Source organism: Dehalococcoidia bacterium (genome assembly GCA_041649635.1).
Classification (GTDB): Bacteria; Chloroflexota; Dehalococcoidia; order E44-bin15; family E44-bin15; genus JAYEHL01.
In genome coordinates, this window is sequence record JBAZMV010000003.1 from 88,146 (window position 1) to 108,237 (window position 20,092).

At 56.0% G+C, this 20,092-nt stretch carries 17 protein-coding genes; 13 read left to right on the forward strand and 4 right to left on the reverse strand.

Annotated features, from left to right (window positions below):
- Positions 1–19: 19 nt before the first annotated feature.
- A complete protein-coding gene (locus WC562_05755; protein MFA5055663.1) occupies positions 20–979 on the forward strand; it encodes a DUF4382 domain-containing protein in 960 nt (319 codons plus the stop codon).
- Between the two features lie 100 nt (positions 980–1,079).
- Here WC562_05755 and WC562_05760 read toward each other — a convergent pair whose 3' ends face one another.
- The 4 genes from WC562_05760 to WC562_05775 form a co-directional block, all read right to left on the reverse strand.
- Complete coding sequence (locus WC562_05760) at positions 1,080–1,871, reverse strand: DUF5684 domain-containing protein (protein ID MFA5055664.1); 792 nt, start codon at positions 1,869–1,871, stop codon at positions 1,080–1,082.
- A gap of 199 nt (positions 1,872–2,070) precedes the next feature.
- A complete protein-coding gene (locus WC562_05765) occupies positions 2,071–3,471 on the reverse strand; it encodes a CoA-binding protein (GenBank protein MFA5055665.1) in 1,401 nt (466 codons plus the stop codon).
- 484 nt (positions 3,472–3,955) lie between these two features.
- The gene (locus WC562_05770) at positions 3,956–5,362 is read right to left on the reverse strand and encodes a CoA-binding protein (protein ID MFA5055666.1); all 1,407 of its coding nucleotides are present in this window, start codon (positions 5,360–5,362) and stop codon (positions 3,956–3,958) included.
- 356 nt (positions 5,363–5,718) lie between these two features.
- Positions 5,719–7,119 (reverse strand): CoA-binding protein, encoded by a 1,401-nt coding sequence (locus WC562_05775; GenBank protein MFA5055667.1) that lies wholly within the window; start codon positions 7,117–7,119, stop codon positions 5,719–5,721.
- Positions 7,120–7,540: 421 nt separating this feature from the next.
- On the opposite strand from WC562_05775, the gene WC562_05780 reads away from it, so the two are divergent.
- The 12 genes from WC562_05780 (at position 7,541) to WC562_05835 (ending at position 19,894) form a co-directional block, all read left to right on the forward strand.
- Positions 7,541–7,972, forward strand: a complete 432-nt coding sequence (locus WC562_05780) for a Fur family transcriptional regulator (protein ID MFA5055668.1) — start codon at positions 7,541–7,543, stop codon at positions 7,970–7,972.
- Positions 7,973–7,975: 3 nt separating this feature from the next.
- Complete coding sequence (gene lgt / locus WC562_05785) at positions 7,976–8,788, forward strand: prolipoprotein diacylglyceryl transferase (GenBank protein MFA5055669.1); 813 nt, start codon at positions 7,976–7,978, stop codon at positions 8,786–8,788.
- Positions 8,785–10,740, forward strand: coding sequence for an FAD-dependent oxidoreductase (locus WC562_05790; protein ID MFA5055670.1), 1,956 nt, complete (start codon positions 8,785–8,787; stop codon positions 10,738–10,740). Before lgt ends, WC562_05790 begins: the two co-directional genes overlap by 4 nt.
- A gap of 4 nt (positions 10,741–10,744) precedes the next feature.
- Entirely contained in the window at positions 10,745–11,626 is an 882-nt protein-coding gene (locus WC562_05795) for a zinc ABC transporter substrate-binding protein (GenBank protein ID MFA5055671.1), read from the forward strand.
- Positions 11,627–11,767: 141 nt separating this feature from the next.
- Positions 11,768–12,529 carry an ABC transporter ATP-binding protein gene (locus tag WC562_05800; protein MFA5055672.1) on the forward strand — a complete coding sequence of 254 codons (762 nt, stop codon included), beginning with the start codon at positions 11,768–11,770 and terminating at the stop codon, positions 12,527–12,529.
- Positions 12,526–13,380: a metal ABC transporter permease gene (locus WC562_05805; protein ID MFA5055673.1), complete on the forward strand. Its 855-nt coding sequence runs from the start codon at positions 12,526–12,528 to the stop codon at positions 13,378–13,380. Before WC562_05800 ends, WC562_05805 begins: the two co-directional genes overlap by 4 nt.
- Positions 13,381–13,699: 319 nt before the next feature.
- Positions 13,700–13,987 (forward strand): hypothetical protein, encoded by a 288-nt coding sequence (locus WC562_05810; protein ID MFA5055674.1) that lies wholly within the window; start codon positions 13,700–13,702, stop codon positions 13,985–13,987.
- 293 nt (positions 13,988–14,280) lie between these two features.
- Complete coding sequence (locus tag WC562_05815) at positions 14,281–14,709, forward strand: transcriptional repressor (protein ID MFA5055675.1); 429 nt, start codon at positions 14,281–14,283, stop codon at positions 14,707–14,709.
- 10 nt (positions 14,710–14,719) lie between these two features.
- Entirely contained in the window at positions 14,720–16,222 is a 1,503-nt protein-coding gene (locus WC562_05820) for an AAA family ATPase (protein MFA5055676.1), read from the forward strand.
- 39 nt (positions 16,223–16,261) lie between these two features.
- Complete coding sequence (locus WC562_05825; protein MFA5055677.1) at positions 16,262–17,584, forward strand: serine protease; 1,323 nt, start codon at positions 16,262–16,264, stop codon at positions 17,582–17,584.
- A 10-nt stretch (positions 17,585–17,594) separates the two neighbouring features.
- Complete coding sequence (locus WC562_05830; protein ID MFA5055678.1) at positions 17,595–19,175, forward strand: DNA methyltransferase; 1,581 nt, start codon at positions 17,595–17,597, stop codon at positions 19,173–19,175.
- A gap of 281 nt (positions 19,176–19,456) precedes the next feature.
- A complete protein-coding gene (locus WC562_05835) occupies positions 19,457–19,894 on the forward strand; it encodes a MaoC family dehydratase N-terminal domain-containing protein (GenBank protein MFA5055679.1) in 438 nt (145 codons plus the stop codon).
- Positions 19,895–20,092 lie beyond the last annotated feature (198 nt).

The following is a 20,092-nucleotide window of genomic DNA, read 5'->3' on the forward strand; positions in this document are numbered from 1 at the left end:
TCATACAAAGGAGGTACTTATGAAATCGATTATCGGCAAAATCTTCCTCGTGCTGGCCCTGCTGGCTATCCCCCTGGCGGCCGCCTGCGGCAATGATGACACCGCAGCCACAGGCGACGTCGTATTCGCTATAACAGACGCCGCCGCCAATATGGGAGAGGTTACCGCGATGGAGATGACGGTGAACCAGATCAGGGTTCGCGCCGAGGGCGGAGAATGGACCACCGTTTCAAACGAGACGCAGACGTTCGACCTGCTTCAGCTCCGAGAGATGAATATGGTTCAGCTTATGACACAGGTTCAGCTTCAGGAGCGCAACTACGATATGGTTGAGCTGAACGTCTCTCAGGTCAGGGTAACCAACGGCAGCGGCACTCATACTGCCATGATGATAAATAACCGCTTGCAGATGGAGTGCATGCTGGAGGTGCAGACGCAAACCATGGCCACCGTCAACTTCGACTTCATCGCCGACGAGTCCCTGCATGAGACCGTCGAAGGCCAGTACGTCTTCGCGCCCGTCGTCGCTTTGCAGACGCGGACTCAGGCCCAGGTGCAGTTAAAGAGTAACAACGAGGTCGATATCAGCGGCGGCACCGTGCGCACGAACGCACAAATCTGCATGAACATCAGTGGACAGATGGGTGTGGGCCTTAAGATACAGACCAACGCCCAACTGCAAATATCTGCAGGCAAAGTCATCGAAGCCGGAGGAGAAGGCAACGGGCAGGGTAACAGTCAAGCCGGAGGCCAGACAACAGCGAGCGGTACCTTAACGGCAGTAGATGCCATAGCCGGAACGATAACCGTACAGATATCGCAAGGACATGATCTGGAGTTGAACGTCACTTCGGAAACGGAGATAAACATCGGCTCCTTAGTGTCTACCATTGTTGCCCTTGTATCCGAGATAGGCTCGGAGGTAGAGGTGACATACAGCGCATCGACTAATGTAGCCAGCGAGATCACGGTTCAATAATATTCCGTCTTCACAAATCGAGGTCAGGTCGGCCGGTGTCAAAACCGGCCGGCTTTTTTTATTGCTGCAATTATCGTTGTCGAATTCCAGCGTTATTTCTTCACTTTCCCAAGCTGGTTAAATGTCCCTTTGCGATATCAGCAAGCTCCGGATGATCCGCAAACTCTACAACCCGGCGAAAGTCCGCGATTGCAGCCGGTTTACAGTTCAGTTCCATCAGCAATATCCCGCGTTTGAAGTAAGCTGCCGTATGCCTGGAATTAAGCCTAATCGCCTTGGTATAGTGCTCGATCGCCTTTTCCTTCTCTCCTTTAGTTTCCATCTCATTAGCGAGAGTGAAACAATCCTGAGCTGCCATCTCATCTACTTTTTGAGAAAGTGTTGGAGGAGGAGGAAGCGGCGCTGATGTAAACGCTCTAGGAACCGCGCCCGGTGACGGTTTCACTTCTGCCGATGTGCTCGCTTGAGCAGGTGCTGCCGCCTTTTTTTCGTAGTACTCCCTGGGCGAGAAGGAGGGTGTTGTAGTGGAAGTGCTTGGCGCAACGGCATACTCATATTGTATATTCTTATTAAAAGCCATTATCGCGAGAAAAATAGGGCTAAGAAAGAAGAGCCCTATCCCAAAAAGCGTACCTCTACCGAAACGAGCGGCCAGCCCAAGATAGATCAAGAATGAAAATATTATATCGATTATCGGGATAAGCAAAAGTAGAACATACCACCCGCTGTAACCCGCGATTTGACATAGAACAACTGTATTGTATATAGGAATAAGAGAAGCCCAACCCGGTCTCCCAGCTTTTCTAAAAATGAACCACATGCATACTAGCGTGAACAATCCTAAAATAATACTGATTACATAATAATACATAGGCATTTCCGTTTGCGGCATTAGTCAATACCTCCTGACCCAAACTTTAACCGTCATCGACTAATTGTTGAAATATGTTAATACACAATCATCCTACAAGTCAATCCAATTAGGGTAAACAGCCGGGGAAATATCTCTTCCGTACGCGATCTCCGGAGGCTCGATGTAAATGGAAACCTGAGGTTCACACCGAGACGCAGCGCATCAAGTGCTTGAAGGCCTATCGTCCGGCGTGGTAATCGATGAACTTGACAATGGCCCGCGCTGCGCTGTAAACCGAGGTGTAGAACGGTACGCCGTGCTGGATACACATCTCGCGCGTAACATGCTGGATATCCATAGCCTCCTTGCGCTCCACCATATGCACAGCCACAGCCGTGGGCTTGCCGCACTTCACAAACAGCTCCATAAACTTGGCGCGCTGGTCGACGCAGTACTGACGGTAGAAACCCTCGTTGGGGAACGGCTCGATATCGGGAGCTATCTGCCAGAGGAATAAATCGTTCTCAGGCCAGGCGGACAGGGTGTCTACAACGTGCGTCCAATCCATATTGTAGGCGCCGACATCGACGGGATTGCGCAGCATGCTGCCCGCCGTGGGCGCAGTCTTCCTCAGCTCGTGCACCATCTCATTCGGTATGCGATGCAGGATGAGACCGGCGCGCTCGCAGTCGTCGGCGGAGCGCACGCTGGGCCCTCCGCCTATGCCTATTACCACAGTCTTCTTGCCTTTTGGTCGCTTGAAGAACTGGAACGTCGTCAGCAGATCAACTAGCTCTTCGAAATCATCGACGCGGACGGCGCCCGCCTGCCGGATCATCGCATCCCAGGTCTTATCATCGCCGGCCATGGCGCCCGTGTGTGAGCTGGCCCCGCGTTTACCGGCCTCGGTGTGGCCTTTCTTGATGATGAGCACCGGCTTCTTTAACGCGGCCTCGGTGAGCACCTTTCGCAGCCGATTACCGTCCCTCGTCCCTTCGATATATGCCGCGATGATCTCCGTTTCCGAGTCGTTGCCCAAATATTCCAGCAGGTCGCACTCGTCGACATCGCAGGCGTTGCCGTAGCTCACCATCTTGCTGAAGCGCACGCCGCGGGCGGCCGCGCCTCGCACCACCAGCAGCGAGTAGCTGCCGCTCTGAGAGATGAATCCCACCTTCCCCGGCTCTACAGGAAAATCGGGGCAGAAGGAGATGCCGGCCTTAGGCGAGTAAACGCCCATGCAGTTGGGCCCGATGATGCGCACGCCGCTGTTTTTAGCTATGGAAACGATGTCCTGCTGCATATCGCATCGGTCGTCATCGCCGGTCTCTGCGAAGCCGGCGGTATACAGATGCAGCGTGCTGACGCCCTTGGCGATACACTGCTTAAGCAAGTCCGGTATCAGCGAGGCCTTCACCGCGCTGATGACATGGTCCAGAGGCCCGGGCACGTCCAGAACGGTCGGGTAGGCCTTCAGCCCGCACACCTCTTCAAAGTTGGGGTTGACGGGGTACACTTTGCCCTTGTAACCGAAATTCATCAGGTTGTTGAGGAATATGCTCGTGGCGGCGTTATGCACGGCGCCGCTGGCGCCGACAACGGCCACCGCCCTCGGGTTGAACATGCGATCTAAAGTCATCTTAAATCCGCCTTTAGCCCTCTCATAAGAATGCCCCTCCGTCCCGGGAGAGGCGATGCGACGGCCGACGATTGCCGACATCTATTTTACTTTGGTATGAGGTCGGTGGCAAGGACAAGCGGCAAATTACAACCGTAGGGGCTTGATTCATCAAGCCCGTCATCACATTTAATTGTAGGGACGACCGGCTGTTCGCCCTTCCTGTATTGCGCAATCAAGATGAAGGGTTGGTTTTTAACCCACAAAAAAAACGAGAGACGTCCTTCCCGTATGGGAAGGACGTCTCTACACAATGACCGGAATATCGGATGACAAAATCGTAGGGGCAGGTCTTGTATCTGCCCGCCGTGGGCGACCACAAGGGTCGCCCCTACCAAATAACCAACATATTCGCCGAAAACGACGGTTGAAGGTGAAGAACACCTTCAACAACAAATGAAACTCCCCCTTTCGTAAAGGGGGAATGAGGGGGATTTCCTCACCGCTACGTTCCCCGTCCGGCATGCCAATCGATAAACTTACTGATCGCCCGCGCCGCGCCGTAGACGGAGGTGTAGAACGCAACGTGGTTCTCTACGCACAGCTCGCGCGTCAGATTCGAGATGTTTTGGGCTTGGGGCCGCTCCGCCATATGCACGATGACGGCAAGTGGTTTTCTCGATTTCAGGAACTCCCCCAGAAACTTGGCCCTCTGGTCTATGCAGTACTGACGCAGGAAACCGTCCTCGGCGAACGGTTCCATATCTGGCGCTATCTGCCAGAGGAACATGTCGTTCTCAGGCCAATTGGCAAGCGTTTCTATAACGGGGGACCAGTTGATGCGATATGTCCCGATGTCGACGGGGTTACGCACCATGCTGCCCGCCACCGGCGCGGTCTTTCTCAGTTCCGTAACTATGGCATCCGGGATCGGGTGCAGGATCAGGCCTGCCCGCTCGCAATCCTCGGCCGAGCGCACGCCGGGCCCGCCGCCAACACCGAGCAGTACCGCTTTTTTGCTGTCAGGCAGCGGAAAGAACTGAAACGTTGTAAGCAGGTCGATCATCTCCTCGAAATCCTCGGCCCGGATAGCCCCCGCCTGCCTGATGGCCGCATCCCAAACCCTGTCGTCTCCGGCCATCGACCCGGTATGCGAACCGGCCCCGCGCCTGGCTGCCTCGGTGCCGCCCTTCTTGATGATGATCACAGGCTTCTTCGCCGCCGCTGTGGTGAGAACTCTTCGCAATCGCTGCCCGTCTTTCGTGCCCTCGATATACGCGGCGATAATCTTAGTTTCTGTATCGTTGCCCAGATATTCGATCAGATCGCACTCGTCGATATCGCCGGCGTTACCATAGCTTACAAGCTTGCTGAAGCGCAGCCCGCGGGTGGCTGCGGCTCGCACCCCGAGAAGCGAATAGCTGCCGCTCTGCGAGAGGAACCCTATCGATCCCGGCTCCCTGGGGAAATCGGGACAGAATGTGAGGCCGGAGGAGGGACAGTAGATGCCCATGCAATTCGGGCCTAGGATGCGCACGCCACTGCCGCGCGCTGCCTCCACCAGTTTCCACTGTATGTCGCTACGGTCTTCGATGCCGGTCTCGGCGAAACCGGCCGTGTACAGGTGCAGCGTCTTTACGCCCTTTGCTTTGCAATCTTCGAGCAGTTGAAGAATCATCGTCGCGGGGATGGCGCTTATCACGTGATCTACCGGGCCTGGGATATCCCTGACGCTCGGATATGCCTTGAGTCCGCGAACCTCTTTTTCCTTGGGATTGACGGGATAAAGCCTGCCCTTGTAGCCGAACGCCATGATGCTGTCTAGGAACATATGTGTCGCGGCGTTGTGCGCATCGCTGCTGGCGCCGACCACCGCTATCGAGCGCGGGTTGAACATATAATCGAATGTCATCTCTACTATCCGATCCCAGCCCCGTCATAAGAAAGCCCCTCCCGAGAAGGAGAGGCTAATCTACAGTCAATCATCTCTGATATTTATTTTACATTGGCGTGAAGCCGGTGGCAAGGATAGACGACAGATTCCATCCGGAGTTTACCCCGTACGGCGATACGGGTCCGGAATGACGGGCACGAACTCACCCTGGCCCTCTCTTTAATAAAGAGAGGGTAGCCGCTATAAACGTTAATGAGGGAGTGCAGAGGGTCTTCCCTCTGCCGGGGTTCTAGGGGTGTCCCCTATCTTTTTTCTAATTCCCCCATGAATGGGGGATACAGGGGGTTGATCAGTGGGCGAATAATTATTCGCCCCTACCTCAAACGTTCGTAATACCCGATCATCCTATCTACGGCCTTCGCCGCGCGGTAAACCGACGGGTAGAACGGCAAGCCCAGCTCGACACACGCTCTACGGGTTATCTTAAGGACATCGTATGCCACATCGCTCTCCGATGCGTGGACGCATACCGCGACAGGCTTTTTCACTGCCTTGAAATCCTTGAGCCACTTGGCCCTGCTGTCCAGGCAGAAATGATAGAATTGGTCCTTATCGAAAGGCTCGATGTCGGGGGCGATCTGCCAGATGACCAAGTCCGCATTGTCCCATCCGGCGATTAAGTCGATTACAGGCGCCCATTCGAAGTGATAGCCGCCGATGTCGAATGGGTTGCGCAGCATGCTGCCGGCTACGGGAGAGTACTTTTTCAATTCCTGCCGCAGCTTGTCCGACGCCTCGGGCAGGGTCAGCCCGGCGCGCTCGGCATCGTCGGCGGCGCGGACGCTGGGCCCGCCGCCGTTGCCCATCACCGCAGCGCGGCGGCCTTTGAGAGGCGGCATAAAGCTGAACGTAGTCAGCATGTCTACCATATCTTCCGCGTCATCGACGCGTATGACGCCGGCCTGCCGCAACAGGGTATCCCATACTTTATCGTCCCCGGCCAGCGCGCCCGTGTGCGAACTCGCTCCGCGGCTGCCAGCCTCGGTGCCGCCTTTTTTGATGACGATCACCGGCTTCTTCGACGCAGCCTCAGCCAGAACCCGGCGCAGTCGCCGCCCGTCCCTCGTGCCCTCGATGTAGGCGCCGATGATTTTCGTCTCTGGATCGGACACCAGGTATTCCAGCAAATCGCACTCGTCGATATCGCTGGCGTTGCCGTAGCTCACCACCTTGCTGAAGCGCACGCCGCGGGCTCCCGCCCCGCGCACCACCATCAGCGAGTAGCTGCCGCTCTGCGAGATGAAGCTTACGTTCCCCGGCTCCATAGGGAACGCCGTGGAATACGTTATGCCCTCGGCCGGTATAAAGAGCCCCATGCAGTTGGGCCCCAGTATGCGGACGCCGCTTTCACGCACCCGGGCGATGAGTTTTTCCTGAAGGTCGCCTCTCTCCTTCTCATCCGTCTCGGCGAAACCGGCCGTGTAAAGGTGCAGCGTCCTGACGTCCTTGGCTATGCAGTCATCGAGGAGGCCCGGCGTGGCCGAGGCCGGCACTATCGATATCACATGGTCGACGACGCCAGGGATATCTTTGACCGACGGGTAGCATTTAAGCCCGGATACCTTTTCAAACTTGGGATTGACGGGGTATACCGGCCCCTTATATTTGAACTGTATCAGTGTATCCAGGAACACCTGCGTGACACCGTTGAACGGCCCCTCGCTGGCGCCGACCACAGCTATCGAGCGCGGATGGAATAAGCTATCAAGTGTCATTTTGCTCCTTTATTAGATCAGTCGGGTAATCGCGACATTATTATAAAGTAAACGACCATTAATCGAAAACGGACTTGTAAGGGCGAACCTATGTGTTCGTCTTTGTCATGGATTCCGGTTTTCACCGGAATGACGGGCACGAACTCACCCTTCCTTCCATGATATTGAGGTATATGGAAGGACTCTCTTTAGTAAAGAGAGGTTAGCTCAACAAGAGGTACAGGAGACAGAGTCTCCTGACGGGGTTTTAGGGGTGTCCCCTATCTTTTTTCCAATTCCCCCATGATTGGGGGATACAGGGGGTTGATTAACCTTGCCCCCAATATATCCCTTATTGACATTCTTCCGAACTTCCATATAATAAATCCATATCGCTAATTGACAACGATTTTCATTTAACGTTCGTGACGGAGAATACGAATTGACGAAAAATCTGTCAACACTGCTCAGGCAAAAAGGCTACAAGCTAACCCCCCAGCGCCGTGCCGTGATCGACGCCATCGCCAAGAGCAACGCTCACGTCACCCCGGCCGAGCTCTACGAGCGGGCGCACAGCGAACACGCCGGCGTAGGGCTGGTCACCGTGTATCGCACGCTCAAGCTGCTCTCAAGTATGGGCCTCATCTGCGAGATGCACGGCGAGGGACACTCCCGCAGCTACCTGCTTCGGAGGCCTATGGAGCATCACCATCACCTTGTATGTTCGGGATGCGGCTTCGTCGTGGATTTCGCCAGCTGCGCGCTTAACGACCTGGAGCAGCATCTTATCGACAGCACCGGATTCGTCGTGGATGATCACGTCCTTGAGTTTCACGGGCGCTGCCCCGAATGCCAGAAAGCGGAACAAGGTTAAGACATGGGCATAGCATTCAGCATCGGCTCTCTGGACATACGCTGGTACGGCATCCTGATGGTTATCGGGATACTATCCGCTCTTCTACTGTCACGCGTGGAGGCCAAAAGGCGCGGCGAGAATCCGGATCACCTGTTCACGGGCATGCTGCTGGTCGTTCCGCTGGGATTTATCGGCGCCCGTGCCTATCACGTCATCGACCAGTGGAGCTATTACAGCCAGAACCCGGGCGAGATCATCGGGGGCGCCGGCCTGGGCATCTTCGGCGCGGTCATCGGCGGTGCTATCGCTGGAATCATCTATACGAAGTGGCGAAAGCTGAACACTCTGCGCTGGTTCGACATCTGCGCCCCGGGCCTGATACTGGCGCAGGCTATCGGCAGATGGGGAAATTATTTCAATCAGGAGGTCTACGGCAAACCAAGCGACCTGCCCTGGGCGATTTTCATCAATCCCGAGAACCGTATCGCCGGATACTCCTCATACGAGCATTACCACCCGCTGTTCTTCTACGAATCCATGCTGAACCTCATCGGCTGCGTCATGCTGCTCGTCATCGGCAGGCGCTATAAGGACCGTCTGCTCGACGGCGAGATTTTCATTATATACGTCATTTACTATTCGACGATTCGTTTCAGCCTGGAGTGGCTGCGCATAGAGTACTGGACAATAGCGGGTTTCCCCACCGCCTGCTGGGTGAGCCTCATTGCAATCATAGTGTCGATATCGATCATTGTATTCAGGCGGCGACGTTTGCGAAGGCTCAAGACTGAACCAGCCGTTACTCAAGAAGGGTCTGATAAGGAGGCGGAATGATGAAGCGAACGCACTTCGAGCACCTGTTCAAACCCATCGTTATCAACAACATGGAGTTGAAGAACCGCATCGCGCTGGCGCCGATGGGCGCCCTGCTGGCCTACGACGGGGGGATGCCCAGCCAACGCCTCATCGACCACTACGTGGCGCGCGCCGAGGGCGGCTGCGGATTGATAATGGTCGAGGACACGACCGTTCATTCTTCCCTCGCACTCTGCTTCGGCGAGATCGGCGTGGGTGCGATATACGACGACAGCCTGATACCCGGCTGGAAGAAGCTCATGGATGAGATTCACAGGGCCGGGGCCAGGGCCTCGATACAGCTGTGGCACCCGGGACGCCAGGCGCCCGCCGTGGGCTCGGAGCGTCCGCCGTGGGCGCCCTCGATGCTGCCCTGCCCCTGCCCCAACTGCCAGGATATCCCCCACGTGATGAGCATCGCCGACATCGATGAGATAATCGACTGCTTCGCGCAGGCGGCGCGGCGCGTTAAGGAGGCCGGAGTCGACGCCATCGAGCTGTGCGGGACTCATGGATATCTTATCGCTCAATTCATGTCGGCCTACAGCAACCGCCGCACCGACAAATACGGCGGCGACCTGCGCAGCCGCATGCGCTTCGCCCTGGAGATAATCGAGGCCTGCCGCGCCCAGGTCGGGCCGGACTTCCCGATAATCTTTCGTTTCAGCGCCGACGAGCGCGTGCCCGGCGGGCGCACCATCGAGGAATCGGTATCCATCGCCCCGTGGCTGGTTGAGGCCGGCGTCGACTGCCTCAGCGTCTCGACGGGGGTCTATGCCAACGTCGAGGCTTACACAGCGGCGCCGATGGCCGTGCCCAAGGGCTTTCTCATGCGCGACGCAGAGGCGATAAAGGAAGCCGCGAAAGTGCCTGTGATCGCCGTGGGCCGGCTAAACGATCCGCTAATCGCCGAGCAGTTCGTAGCCCAGGGCAAGGCCGACATCGTGGCCGTGGGGCGTCAGATGCTGGCCGACCCCGAGTGGGCCAACAAGGTGAAGTCCGGCGAGCTCGAGGACATCAGGTGGTGCACCTCGTGCTCGCACGAGTGCCTGCACGCCCTCATGACCAAGTTCAGCTTCAAGTGTCAGGTCAACCCGGAGCTGGGCCGCGACCGCGAGATGGCCATCACCAGGGCGGCGACGGCTAAACGCGTCGTAGTTGTCGGCGGGGGCCCCGCCGGCATGGAGGCGGCGCGGGTGGCGGCGCTGCGGGGCCACGATGTGACGCTGTTCGAGAGGGAGCCGGAGCTCGGCGGGCAGTACCGCCTCGCCGCTGTGCCCCCCACCAAGCAGGAGCTCCTCCCCTATATCAAATACCAGATGCGCCAGCTTGATAAGGCCGGCGTGAAAATAAAGCTGGCGACGGAGGCCACCGCTGCTGAAATCGACAAATTGAAGCCCGATGCTTTGGTCATCGCCACGGGCAGCACGCCGCTGGTTCCGCAGATACCGGGAGTAGACGGCGCGAATATGGTCGATGCGCGCGACGTACTCAGGTTCAAGGCGATTACAGGCAAGAAGGTGCTCGTCGCCGGCGGCGGCATGGTGGGCTGCGAGACCGCCGACCTGCTGGCCTCGTACGGCAGGAAAGTGACGATAGTCGAGATGCTGCCGGATATCGCAAGCGACATGGTGCCCGGGCCTAAATATCATCTATTGAAACGGCTCGATGAGCAGAAGGTTAATATCTTAACGTCGTGCACAATCGATAGATTCACCGCGGACGGCGCAGTGGTGAAACGCGACGACGTCGAGGAGACGATACGCGGCATCGATAACATCGTGCTGGCCATGGGCGCCATTTCCGACAACAACCTGGCGCAAAAGCTCGATGGTAAAGTAAAAGAGATTCATATTATCGGCGACGCTGAAAATCCGGGCGACGCTACAGAGGCCATCGCCGCCGGGGCTAAAATAGGGAGAGTCGTATAGAGAGATGAAAACGCGGAAGCTCATTATTTTAACATTCGCGACGGTACTGCTCGTATGCACCATTCTGCCGTCGATAGCCTGCGATGGCGGTAATTCGGGGAGCGATAAGCTGGGCGTGGCGGTGACCCTCGTGCCCTATGCCAACTTCGTGCAGCAGGTCGGCGGCGACAGGGTCGACGTGACGGTAATGGTGCCGGTAGGCGCCAGCCCGCATATCTACCAGCCGTTGAATAGCCAGATGGTGGCGCTCAGCGAGGCTGAACTCTACGTGCAGGTGGGATCGGGCGTCGAGTTCGAGTTGACATGGATGGACAATATCATCGCTCAGAACGAAGAGATGCTGGTCGTGAACGCCTCTGACGGTATCGAACTCATAGACAGCACCGACGCCGACGAGCCGGGGATGGACCCGCATGTCTGGACCTCGCCGACGAACGTAAAAATTATCCTCGAGAATATCTGCGACGGGCTCATTGAAGTCGACCCGGACAACGCAGCCTACTACCAGGGCAATCGCGACAGCTACCTGGACGAGCTCGACGCCCTGGACGAATATATCAACGGCGTGTTCGAGGGTTACACTGTACGGCATTTCCTCATTTACCATCCGTCGTTCGGTTATTTCGCCGCAGAGTACAATCTGACCCAGCTTTCCATAGAGCTTGAGGGCAAGGAGCCTACACCGCAGGTTATACAGCGGTGCATCGACCTGGCACAGCAGTACAATCTTAACTACGTCTATATGGACCCCGCTTCCGTAACGCAGTACGCGGAGACCATAGCCGGTAATATCGGAGGGACGACCGCTATGCTAAACCCGCTGCCGGAGGATTACATCGAAAGCATGCGAGCCGTGGCCGATGCCATAGCGCTGGAGCTGGAATGAAATCATGAAGATTCTATTTGAATCTTATCAACCCCCTGTATCCCCCATTCTTGGGGGACACCCCCAATTCCCCCGGCAGGAAGAATCCTGCACCTCTCTTTTAAAAGGTTTCTCTACAGAACGACACATGAAATGACGAATATGGCTGAAGAAGTTGTAAAACTGAACAACGCCTGGGTGCAGTACGACGGCACGACCGTACTGGAGAATATCAACCTGTCCATCAGGCGCGACGACTTCCTTGGGCTGATCGGACCGAACGGCGGCGGCAAGACTACTTTGCTCAAGCTGATACTGGGGCTGATAGCGCCGAGCCGCGGCGAGGTCACCATACTGGGGGAGCCACCGGATAAAGGCAGAAAATACGTTGGGTATGTGCCCCAGTACAGCCTGTTCGACCGCGACTTCCCGATAAACGTAATGGAGGTGGTGCTGACGGGACGGCTGAGCCATGCAAAGCCCTTCCACCGATACAGAAAAGCCGATCGCGAGGCCGCAGCCGAGGCCCTACGCGCTGTCGATATGCTGGATTTCAAAGACCGCCAGATAGGCATGCTCTCCGGCGGGCAGCAGCAGCGAGTCTTTGTGGCCCGCGCGCTGGTTGGCGAGCCCAAACTGCTGCTGCTGGACGAACCCATGTCCAACGTTGACGCGCCGATGCAGGGGGAGTTTTACGAACTGCTGGAGCGCCTGAAGCAGCGCATGCCCATAGTTCTGGTGTCCCACGATATCAGCGCCGTGTCCGTCTACGTGGACAAGATCGCCTGCCTCAACCGCAAGCTGTATTACCACGAAAGCAAGGAGTTGACGCCGGAGGACCTGGAGGCCGCCTACCAGTGCCCGATTCAGATGATAGCGCACGGCGTGCCGCACCGCGTACTCAAGGAGCATACGCACGAATGATAGACGCATTATTACATTATCCGTTCATGCAGAACGCCTTCGCCGCCGGCATACTGGCCGCTATCGCCTGCGGCATCATCGGCACGTATGTCGTCGTCAAGCGCATGGTCTTCATCAGCGGCGGCATCTCCCACGCCTCCTTCGGCGGCATCGGCATAGGATACTATTTGACTCAATATATTTCGTGGATGACGCCGGTCTACGGGGCGCTGATATTCACCCTCTTCTCCGCGCTGGGCATGGGAACCTTCATCAGGAGGACGCACCTGTCCGAGGACACCGCTATCGGAATTATGTGGGCCGTGGGCATGGCCATAGGAATAATCTTCATCGGGCTCACGCCCGGCTACACGCCTGATCTCACCGGCTACCTCTTCGGCAGCATCCTCACCGTGTCAAAGGCCAACCTGATTATGATGGGCGTTCTGGACGCGATAATAATCGTGACCGTGATTATGCTGTACAAGGAGTTCCTGGCCATCTCCTTCGACCAGGATTTCGGCACCGCGTTGGGCCTGCCCACGCAGAGGCTCTATCTCATCCTGCTCTGCCTAATCGCGCTGACGGTGGTACTGCTGATACGGGTTGTCGGTATCATACTAATCATCGCCCTGCTAACGATTCCGTCCGCCACCGCGCGCCAGCACACCCACGATCTAAAGAAGATGATGCTCCTTTCGATAGCTTTCGGCATAATCGCGGTGCTGGGCGGTCTGTGGCTCTCCTATGAGCTGGACATGGCCTCCGGCGCGACGATCATTCTGCTCAGCGCGGCCATCTTCGCCGCCTCCACGATCTACACACGGCTGCGACACAGAAAGCATGACGACATCGAAGAGAAAGCGCAATAGGTTTACGATCCCTAGCGTCCCTCGATCACCATATCAGAGCAGGCCATAGGTCTTTTTTTATACTGTCATTGCGAGGTGTCCCTCCGTAATCAGAGTGTACGGAAGGGCGACGCGGCAATCTCTTGTTTCATATAGCACTATACGTATGGAGATTGCCACGTCCTTCCGCATATTCCTAACGGGGAAGGACTCGCAATGACGGAATAAACGGGCGCCCTCAACTTGCCGAACGCCATCGTTTTCACGTAAAATATGCGAGGCGGGAAACGAGTCCCGCCATTCGATTGAATCCGCCTGAGACACCGGAAGGAGATAATTAATGTCCGAGCGTAAAATGGAAGTGAAGATACACGAGGTTTTCGAGATAAACATCCACGGAAACAAGCTCACCGGCCCGATAGCCTACCTGGAATTCATGCCCAACAGCGTATACCTGCTGTCCTCGACCAAAAGAAAAGGCCCGGGCGAGGAAGAGGGCTCGACCACGTACACCTTCAAGTTCCTCCCCTTATGGCCATCGGATACCTGTATCAGTTTCCTAGTCCTGGCCGCCGACGGCTGCCAGGAGGAAGGACTGACCTATCGCTTGCTCATCAAGGAGAATTAGAGAGTTTAATCCCCTCATTCAATTGTCGCATCCGTATGGGCGAATCCCGTATTCGCCCACATCGGGCGATCACAAGGATCGCCCCTACATTAATAATTCCAAAAAAGGGTGCAGGAGAATTCGTCTCCTGCCGGGAGAACACGGGGGCATGTAAGGGCTTGATTAATCAAGCCCCTACACGATGACCGACATATTGGGGGATATAGGGGGCTGATAACCATTCATCGCCCCAAAAATTATCATCAACACCCACATCGTGTCAAAACAGCCGCAGGCTGTGGTAGAATATCCCCATGAAATCAACAGACAGGGAATCCGTATTCGGCGAGCTGCGGGCTCGCGGCTTCCGCATGACCCCCCAGCGCATGATGGTGCTTGAGGCCGTGGAGGCCAGCGACGATCACATCAGCGCAGAGGAGATATTCCGCCAGGCCCACGCCAAGTACCCCTATCTTAATATCTCGACCGTCTATCGCACCCTGGAACTGCTCAAGAGCGAGGGGCTGGTTGCCGAGAGCGACCTGGGCGGCGGGCGGCTGGTCTACCACCCCGCGGGCAAGGCGCACCACCACCACCTGGTCTGCCGCAAGTGCGGCGAAGTGCAGGATGTGGACGAATCCATCTTCGACCGGCTGGAGGACGACCTCAAGAAGCGCTACGGCTTCAAGGCCGAGCTTGAGCACATGGCCATCTTCGGCACGTGCAAAAAGTGCGGACGATAGAGATTTCAACATGGCTAGTAACGATGAGCTGGAACTGCTGGTCAAATCAAAATATCCCGTCATCTATCTGGAATCTATAGACGAGATACACACCATCAGCCAGCTGCGCCTGCTGGCGAGCCGCTTGAACCTGGTCTTTTACCAGTGGTCGCTGACCGAAGGGCTTAGAAAAGAGTACAACACTGATCCTTTCTATGATACCAAGCAGCCCGTCAGGATGCTGAACCAGGTACTTTCCCTGATAACCCCGACAGAGGACGGGATGGTCCGGCGCAAGCCGAGCCTTTTTGTGCTGAAGGATTTCCAGAAACACCTGGAAGATGTCACAACCGTGAGGCGCTTCAAAGACCTCATCAACCGCTTCAAGAACGCGAAAAACACCTTTGTCATCCTCTCCGCAGAATACAAACTGCCTAAGGATGTGGAGACGGATTCGGCCCATATCATCGGCGGATTCCCTGCCGAAGCTGAGATAATTACTTTGATAAGAGATACCTGCTTGGAACTGCAACGGGCGAACGAGATGGCTTTGATAGACCTTAAGCCGGATGAGATGAGGAAGGTGGTAAAGGCGCTCAAGGGGCTGTCGCTGCAACAGATAAGGAACATCGTAAGCCAGTGCTTCTTCGACGATAACGTCTTCGATATAAGGGACTTCAAGACAATAGAATCCAACAAAAAGAAGATATTCGACAGAGGGGGACTGCTGGAGTTCTGCTTCACCGAGGACAGGAACGTCATAGCGGGTTTCGACAAACTGAAAAGCTGGCTGGCGGACAGGAAAGAGGCCTTCGCCGCGGACGATCCGGGCGCGCTGCCCGTCCCCAGGGGCGTCCTGCTCATGGGCGTCCAGGGCTGCGGCAAAAGCCTGGCGATCAAGGTCATAGCAAAAGAGCTGGGCCTGCCGCTGTACCGCCTGGACGTGGCCAGCCTCTACAGCAAATACATCGGCGAGACGGAGGAGAACTTGAGAAGGGCCCTTATGATAGTGGAGAAGCTGAGCCCGATGTGCCTCTGGGTCGATGAGATAGAGAAGGCCTTCGCCGCCTCCGGGGGCGATATCGACGGCGGCGTCTCCCAGCGCATACTGGGAACGTTCCTCACCTGGATGCAGGAACGCAAGGCCAGCTCGTTCCTGGCCGCCACCGCCAACAACATATACCTGCTGCCCCCCGAGCTGCTGCGCAAAGGGCGCTTCGACGAGATATTCTTCGTCGACCTGCCGGATGAGGAAGCAAGGGTAACGCTCTTCAAAATCCACTTGAAGAAACGCGGCCTCAGGCCGGATGACTTCGATATTGAAAAGCTCGCCGCCGCGGCCAAGGGTTTCAGCGGCGCCGAAGTGGAGCAGGCGGTGATATCCGCCCTGTACCGGGCCTCCGCCGGCAAAGAGCCCATCTCTACAAAACACATCATAGAACAGGTCAAATCCACCAAGCCGCTGGCGGTGGTGAAGCGGGAGGATATAGCCGCCTTGAGGAGCTGGGCCAAAGAACGGACGGTTCCTGTTTAGTGTTTGCGACATATTTAAGAAAGTGGAACGGCTGAGTAAATGAAAATCGCAAAAGTTATCATACCGCTGACGCTCGTCGCCTTGATCGTTTCCGGCTGTAACTTCAGCGACGGACAATCGGCAAACACGGATGGGTTGGCAGCGGATATCTACGCGCAGAACGCGCCGTCGATAGTCTATATCGATACGCCAACCGGCACCGGCAGCGGCATCTATATCGACGGCGGGTACATCCTGACCTGCGCGCACGTGGCCTGGCCCTTCGACAGCGTTCGCGTGGTCTTCCCCGACGGCAACGAGTTCGACGTCGATGTTATCAATCTGGATCTCATGGCCGACATAGCAGTGCTGGGCCCGGTATCGGCATCCGCGCCGAAGCTCTCGCTATCATCGAACGACGTCATAAAAATAGGCGACAGCGTATTCATCATCGGCTACCCCGGCGAGCCCGACGAATACCCCCAGCCCTCGCTCTCGCAGGGGCTCATCTCCAGACTGCGCTACTGGATTGCCCAGGATTTGACGTATATCCAGACGGACGCAACCACCAGCGGCGGGGCCAGCGGCGGCGCCATCGTCTCCGCCGGCGGCGAGGTCATAGGCATGATCGGATTTACCTTCCCGGACGTGTTCGGGCTGGGCGTTTCCGCCGCAGATATCTCGTCCCGCGTGCAGGGCCTTATCTACGGCGCAAGCGTTTACTGGCATGGCTGGCGCGAACAGCTTCTGTATAGCGGCCAGACGGCGCAAGATGTCACGCTGAAGCATAGCTGGGATACCAGGGTCTTCGTCATGTACGAGCCTGTGGGAACAACCGTCGACATTGAGGCCTCAAGCGATAACGACATCGCGTTATATCTGATCGACGCGAGCGGCTACGAGCTCGCCGCGGCCGACGAGGGCTACAGCGGCGCCGAATCCCTCTCCGTCGATACCGAGTACGACGCGCCCTATTTTCTCATCGTCAGGCAGTTCGACGACCTCCAGGCAAACGTAAAAATCAGCAGCAGCTGCGCCATGATTGCACTGTACGACGTCGACGACGGCATGCTCGTCAGCCCGGGACAGACGGTCACGGCCAATATCGATTGCCCAGGCGACTGGGACTACTTCGTCATGGACCTCGCGGCCTACCAGACGGTGACGATCACGGTCGATTCCATAGCCATAGACGCTTACGTTGAGGTGGGCGCCCTGGACGGCTACGATGAGGATGACTGGTACGACGATGACAGCGGCGGCGGGCTCTTCGGCACCAACGCCGAGCTGGAGTTCACCGCGCCGCAGTCCGGCAGGTACTATATATCGGTATCGGATGTATATGACGAATGGGCCGGCGGGTATATATTAACCGTCGAGTAGTGAGGTAAATATGCCAAAACAGATAACTCAGAACACCTTATTCTACGGGGATAATCTTCCGATACTGCGCGAGCACATTCCTTCCGAGAGCGTTGACCTGATCTACCTCGATCCGCCGTTCAACTCCAGCCGTTCTTACAACGTGCTCTTTGCCGATGAGAGCGGAAAGGAATCCGATGCGCAGATAACCGCCTTTGAGGATACCTGGCACTGGGATCAGTACGCGGCTCACACCTACCACGACTTAATTCAGAACGGCCCGCTCGATGTGGTCAAGATGATTGGCTCCCTGCATGATTTTATTGGCGAGAACCAGATGACGGCCTATCTGGTGATGATGGCGGTGAGGTTAGTTGAGCTTCACCGCGTCCTCAAGCCGACGGGCAGTTTATATCTGCATTGCGACCCGACCGCCAGCCACTATCTCAAGATTGTGCTGGATACAATTTTCGGGCCTGCTAATTTTAGAAATGAGCTCATTTGGAAACGAGCAACTTCTGGAAGCAGCAAGTCTATAGCAAAAAGATTTGGTTCGGATCATGATGTTATCTTATATTATGTCAGAAGTGAAAAAGCTGGTTTCAATAAAGTATTTCTTCCTTACCCTGAAGAAGAAATTCAAAAAAGATTTCGCCGTTCGGATGAACGAGGACGGTACAAAGATGCCGAATTAGCAACCTATTCGGAAGAGAAATTAGAAGAATTAAAGAGAGAGAATCGATTAATTACTAATGAGAGTGGGAAACTAAGATATAAGATTTATCTCGAAGATATTCAAGGTGTACTAGCTGACGACGTTTGGAATGACATACCTCCTATTAATTCTCAAGCCGCCGAACGTCTCGGTTACCCGACGCAGAAACCTCTGACGCTCCTCGAACGTATCATCCAAGCCAGCAGCAACCCCGGTGATTGGGTTCTCGACCCGTTTTGCGGCTGCGGCACGGCTATCGCCGCCGCACAGAAGCTGGAACGACACTGGATTGGAATAGACGTCACTCACCTTGCTATCGCATTGCAGAAATACCGCCTCCACGACACTTTCCACATCACCGCTGGCAAAGATTATCAGGTCATTGGCGAGCCCTGCGATGAAAGCTCTGCCGCTCAATTAGCCAAGGATGACCGCTACCAGTTCCAGTGGTGGGCGCTGTCGCTGGTGGGGGCCAAGCCGCTGGGCGGGGAGGGGGACAGCAAGACCGGCAAGAAGGGCAAAGACAGGGGCATCGACGGCATCATTAACTTCGTTGAAGCCAAGGGCAAGCCACAGAGAGTCATGGTTCAAGTTAAGAGCGGCCACGTAAACAGCGGCCTCATCCGCGACCTGAGAGGCACCGTGGAGCGCGAGGACGCGGCCATCGGCGTATTCATCACGCTGGAGCCTGCTACCAAAGACATGGAGAAAGAGACTTTAGCGGCGGGCTATTATACCTCCGAACTCTGGCAAAAGGACTATCAGCGCATCCAGATATTAACCATATCTCAACTACTCGCTGGCGCTGAGATTCAAATGCCCGCGGCGCACGGCACGTTCAAGCAGGCGCAACGCGTGCGCAAAGCTGAAGGCTCGCAACCGGGGATGGAAATATAAATTGCCCCCTGTAGGGGCAACCCCCCGTGGTTGCCCGTGAAAGGGCAGGCACAGGGGCCTGCCCCTACGTGAATCGCCCTTTCTAGATTGCCGTTGCTTGGTAGCGAGAGGTGGATTCAAACCAACGACCTTATGGTTAAGATTCCGACGAGAAGTCAGTGCTCTATCCCGCATCGTAATAGAGATTGCCACGTCACTGCGTTCCTCGCAATGACAGTTTGATTTGCACCTCCCCTCCCAATAATGTTATATTCCCCTCGGCTTTATCGTTAAGGAGAACCATGGACTCCCTGTATTTTGAAGATATACATGTCGGAGAAAAGATAATCGTCGGCACGCATAAGACGGACAAAGAGGGCATGATCGAGTTCGCAAAGTGCTGGGACCCGCAGGTGTTCCATTTAGACGAGAAGGAAGCGGCGCACCACAACGGCCTCATCGCCTCCTCAAACTACACCATGTGCGTGGTAACAAAGGTCATCGGACTGAACCTGCACATCAAAACCTACGGCGTCATGGAATACAACCAGATAAAGGTGCACGCGCCCGTGCGGCCGGGGGATGTGCTCACGGTGAGCATGGAGTGGGTGGAGAAGCGCGCATCGCGCAGCAAACCCGACCGGGGGGTGGTGCTCTCGCAGATAGAGGTCAGGAATCAGCACGACAAGCCGGTGCTGAGCTACATCGCATCGATAATGATGATGAAACGTCCCGAGTAAGGGCGTATGGCCATACGCCCCTACGCAACGACGACGAGAGGTACAGGAGAGCACTCTCCTGACGGGGTTTTAGGGGTGTCCCCTTAATTATTGTCTTGTAGGGGCGAACCCCTGTGTTCGCCCTGTCTCGAAGTTCAAGGGGGATAAAGGGGGTTCAAATCAACACTATGAGCTCACCCCATACCCATTTCCTGCAAT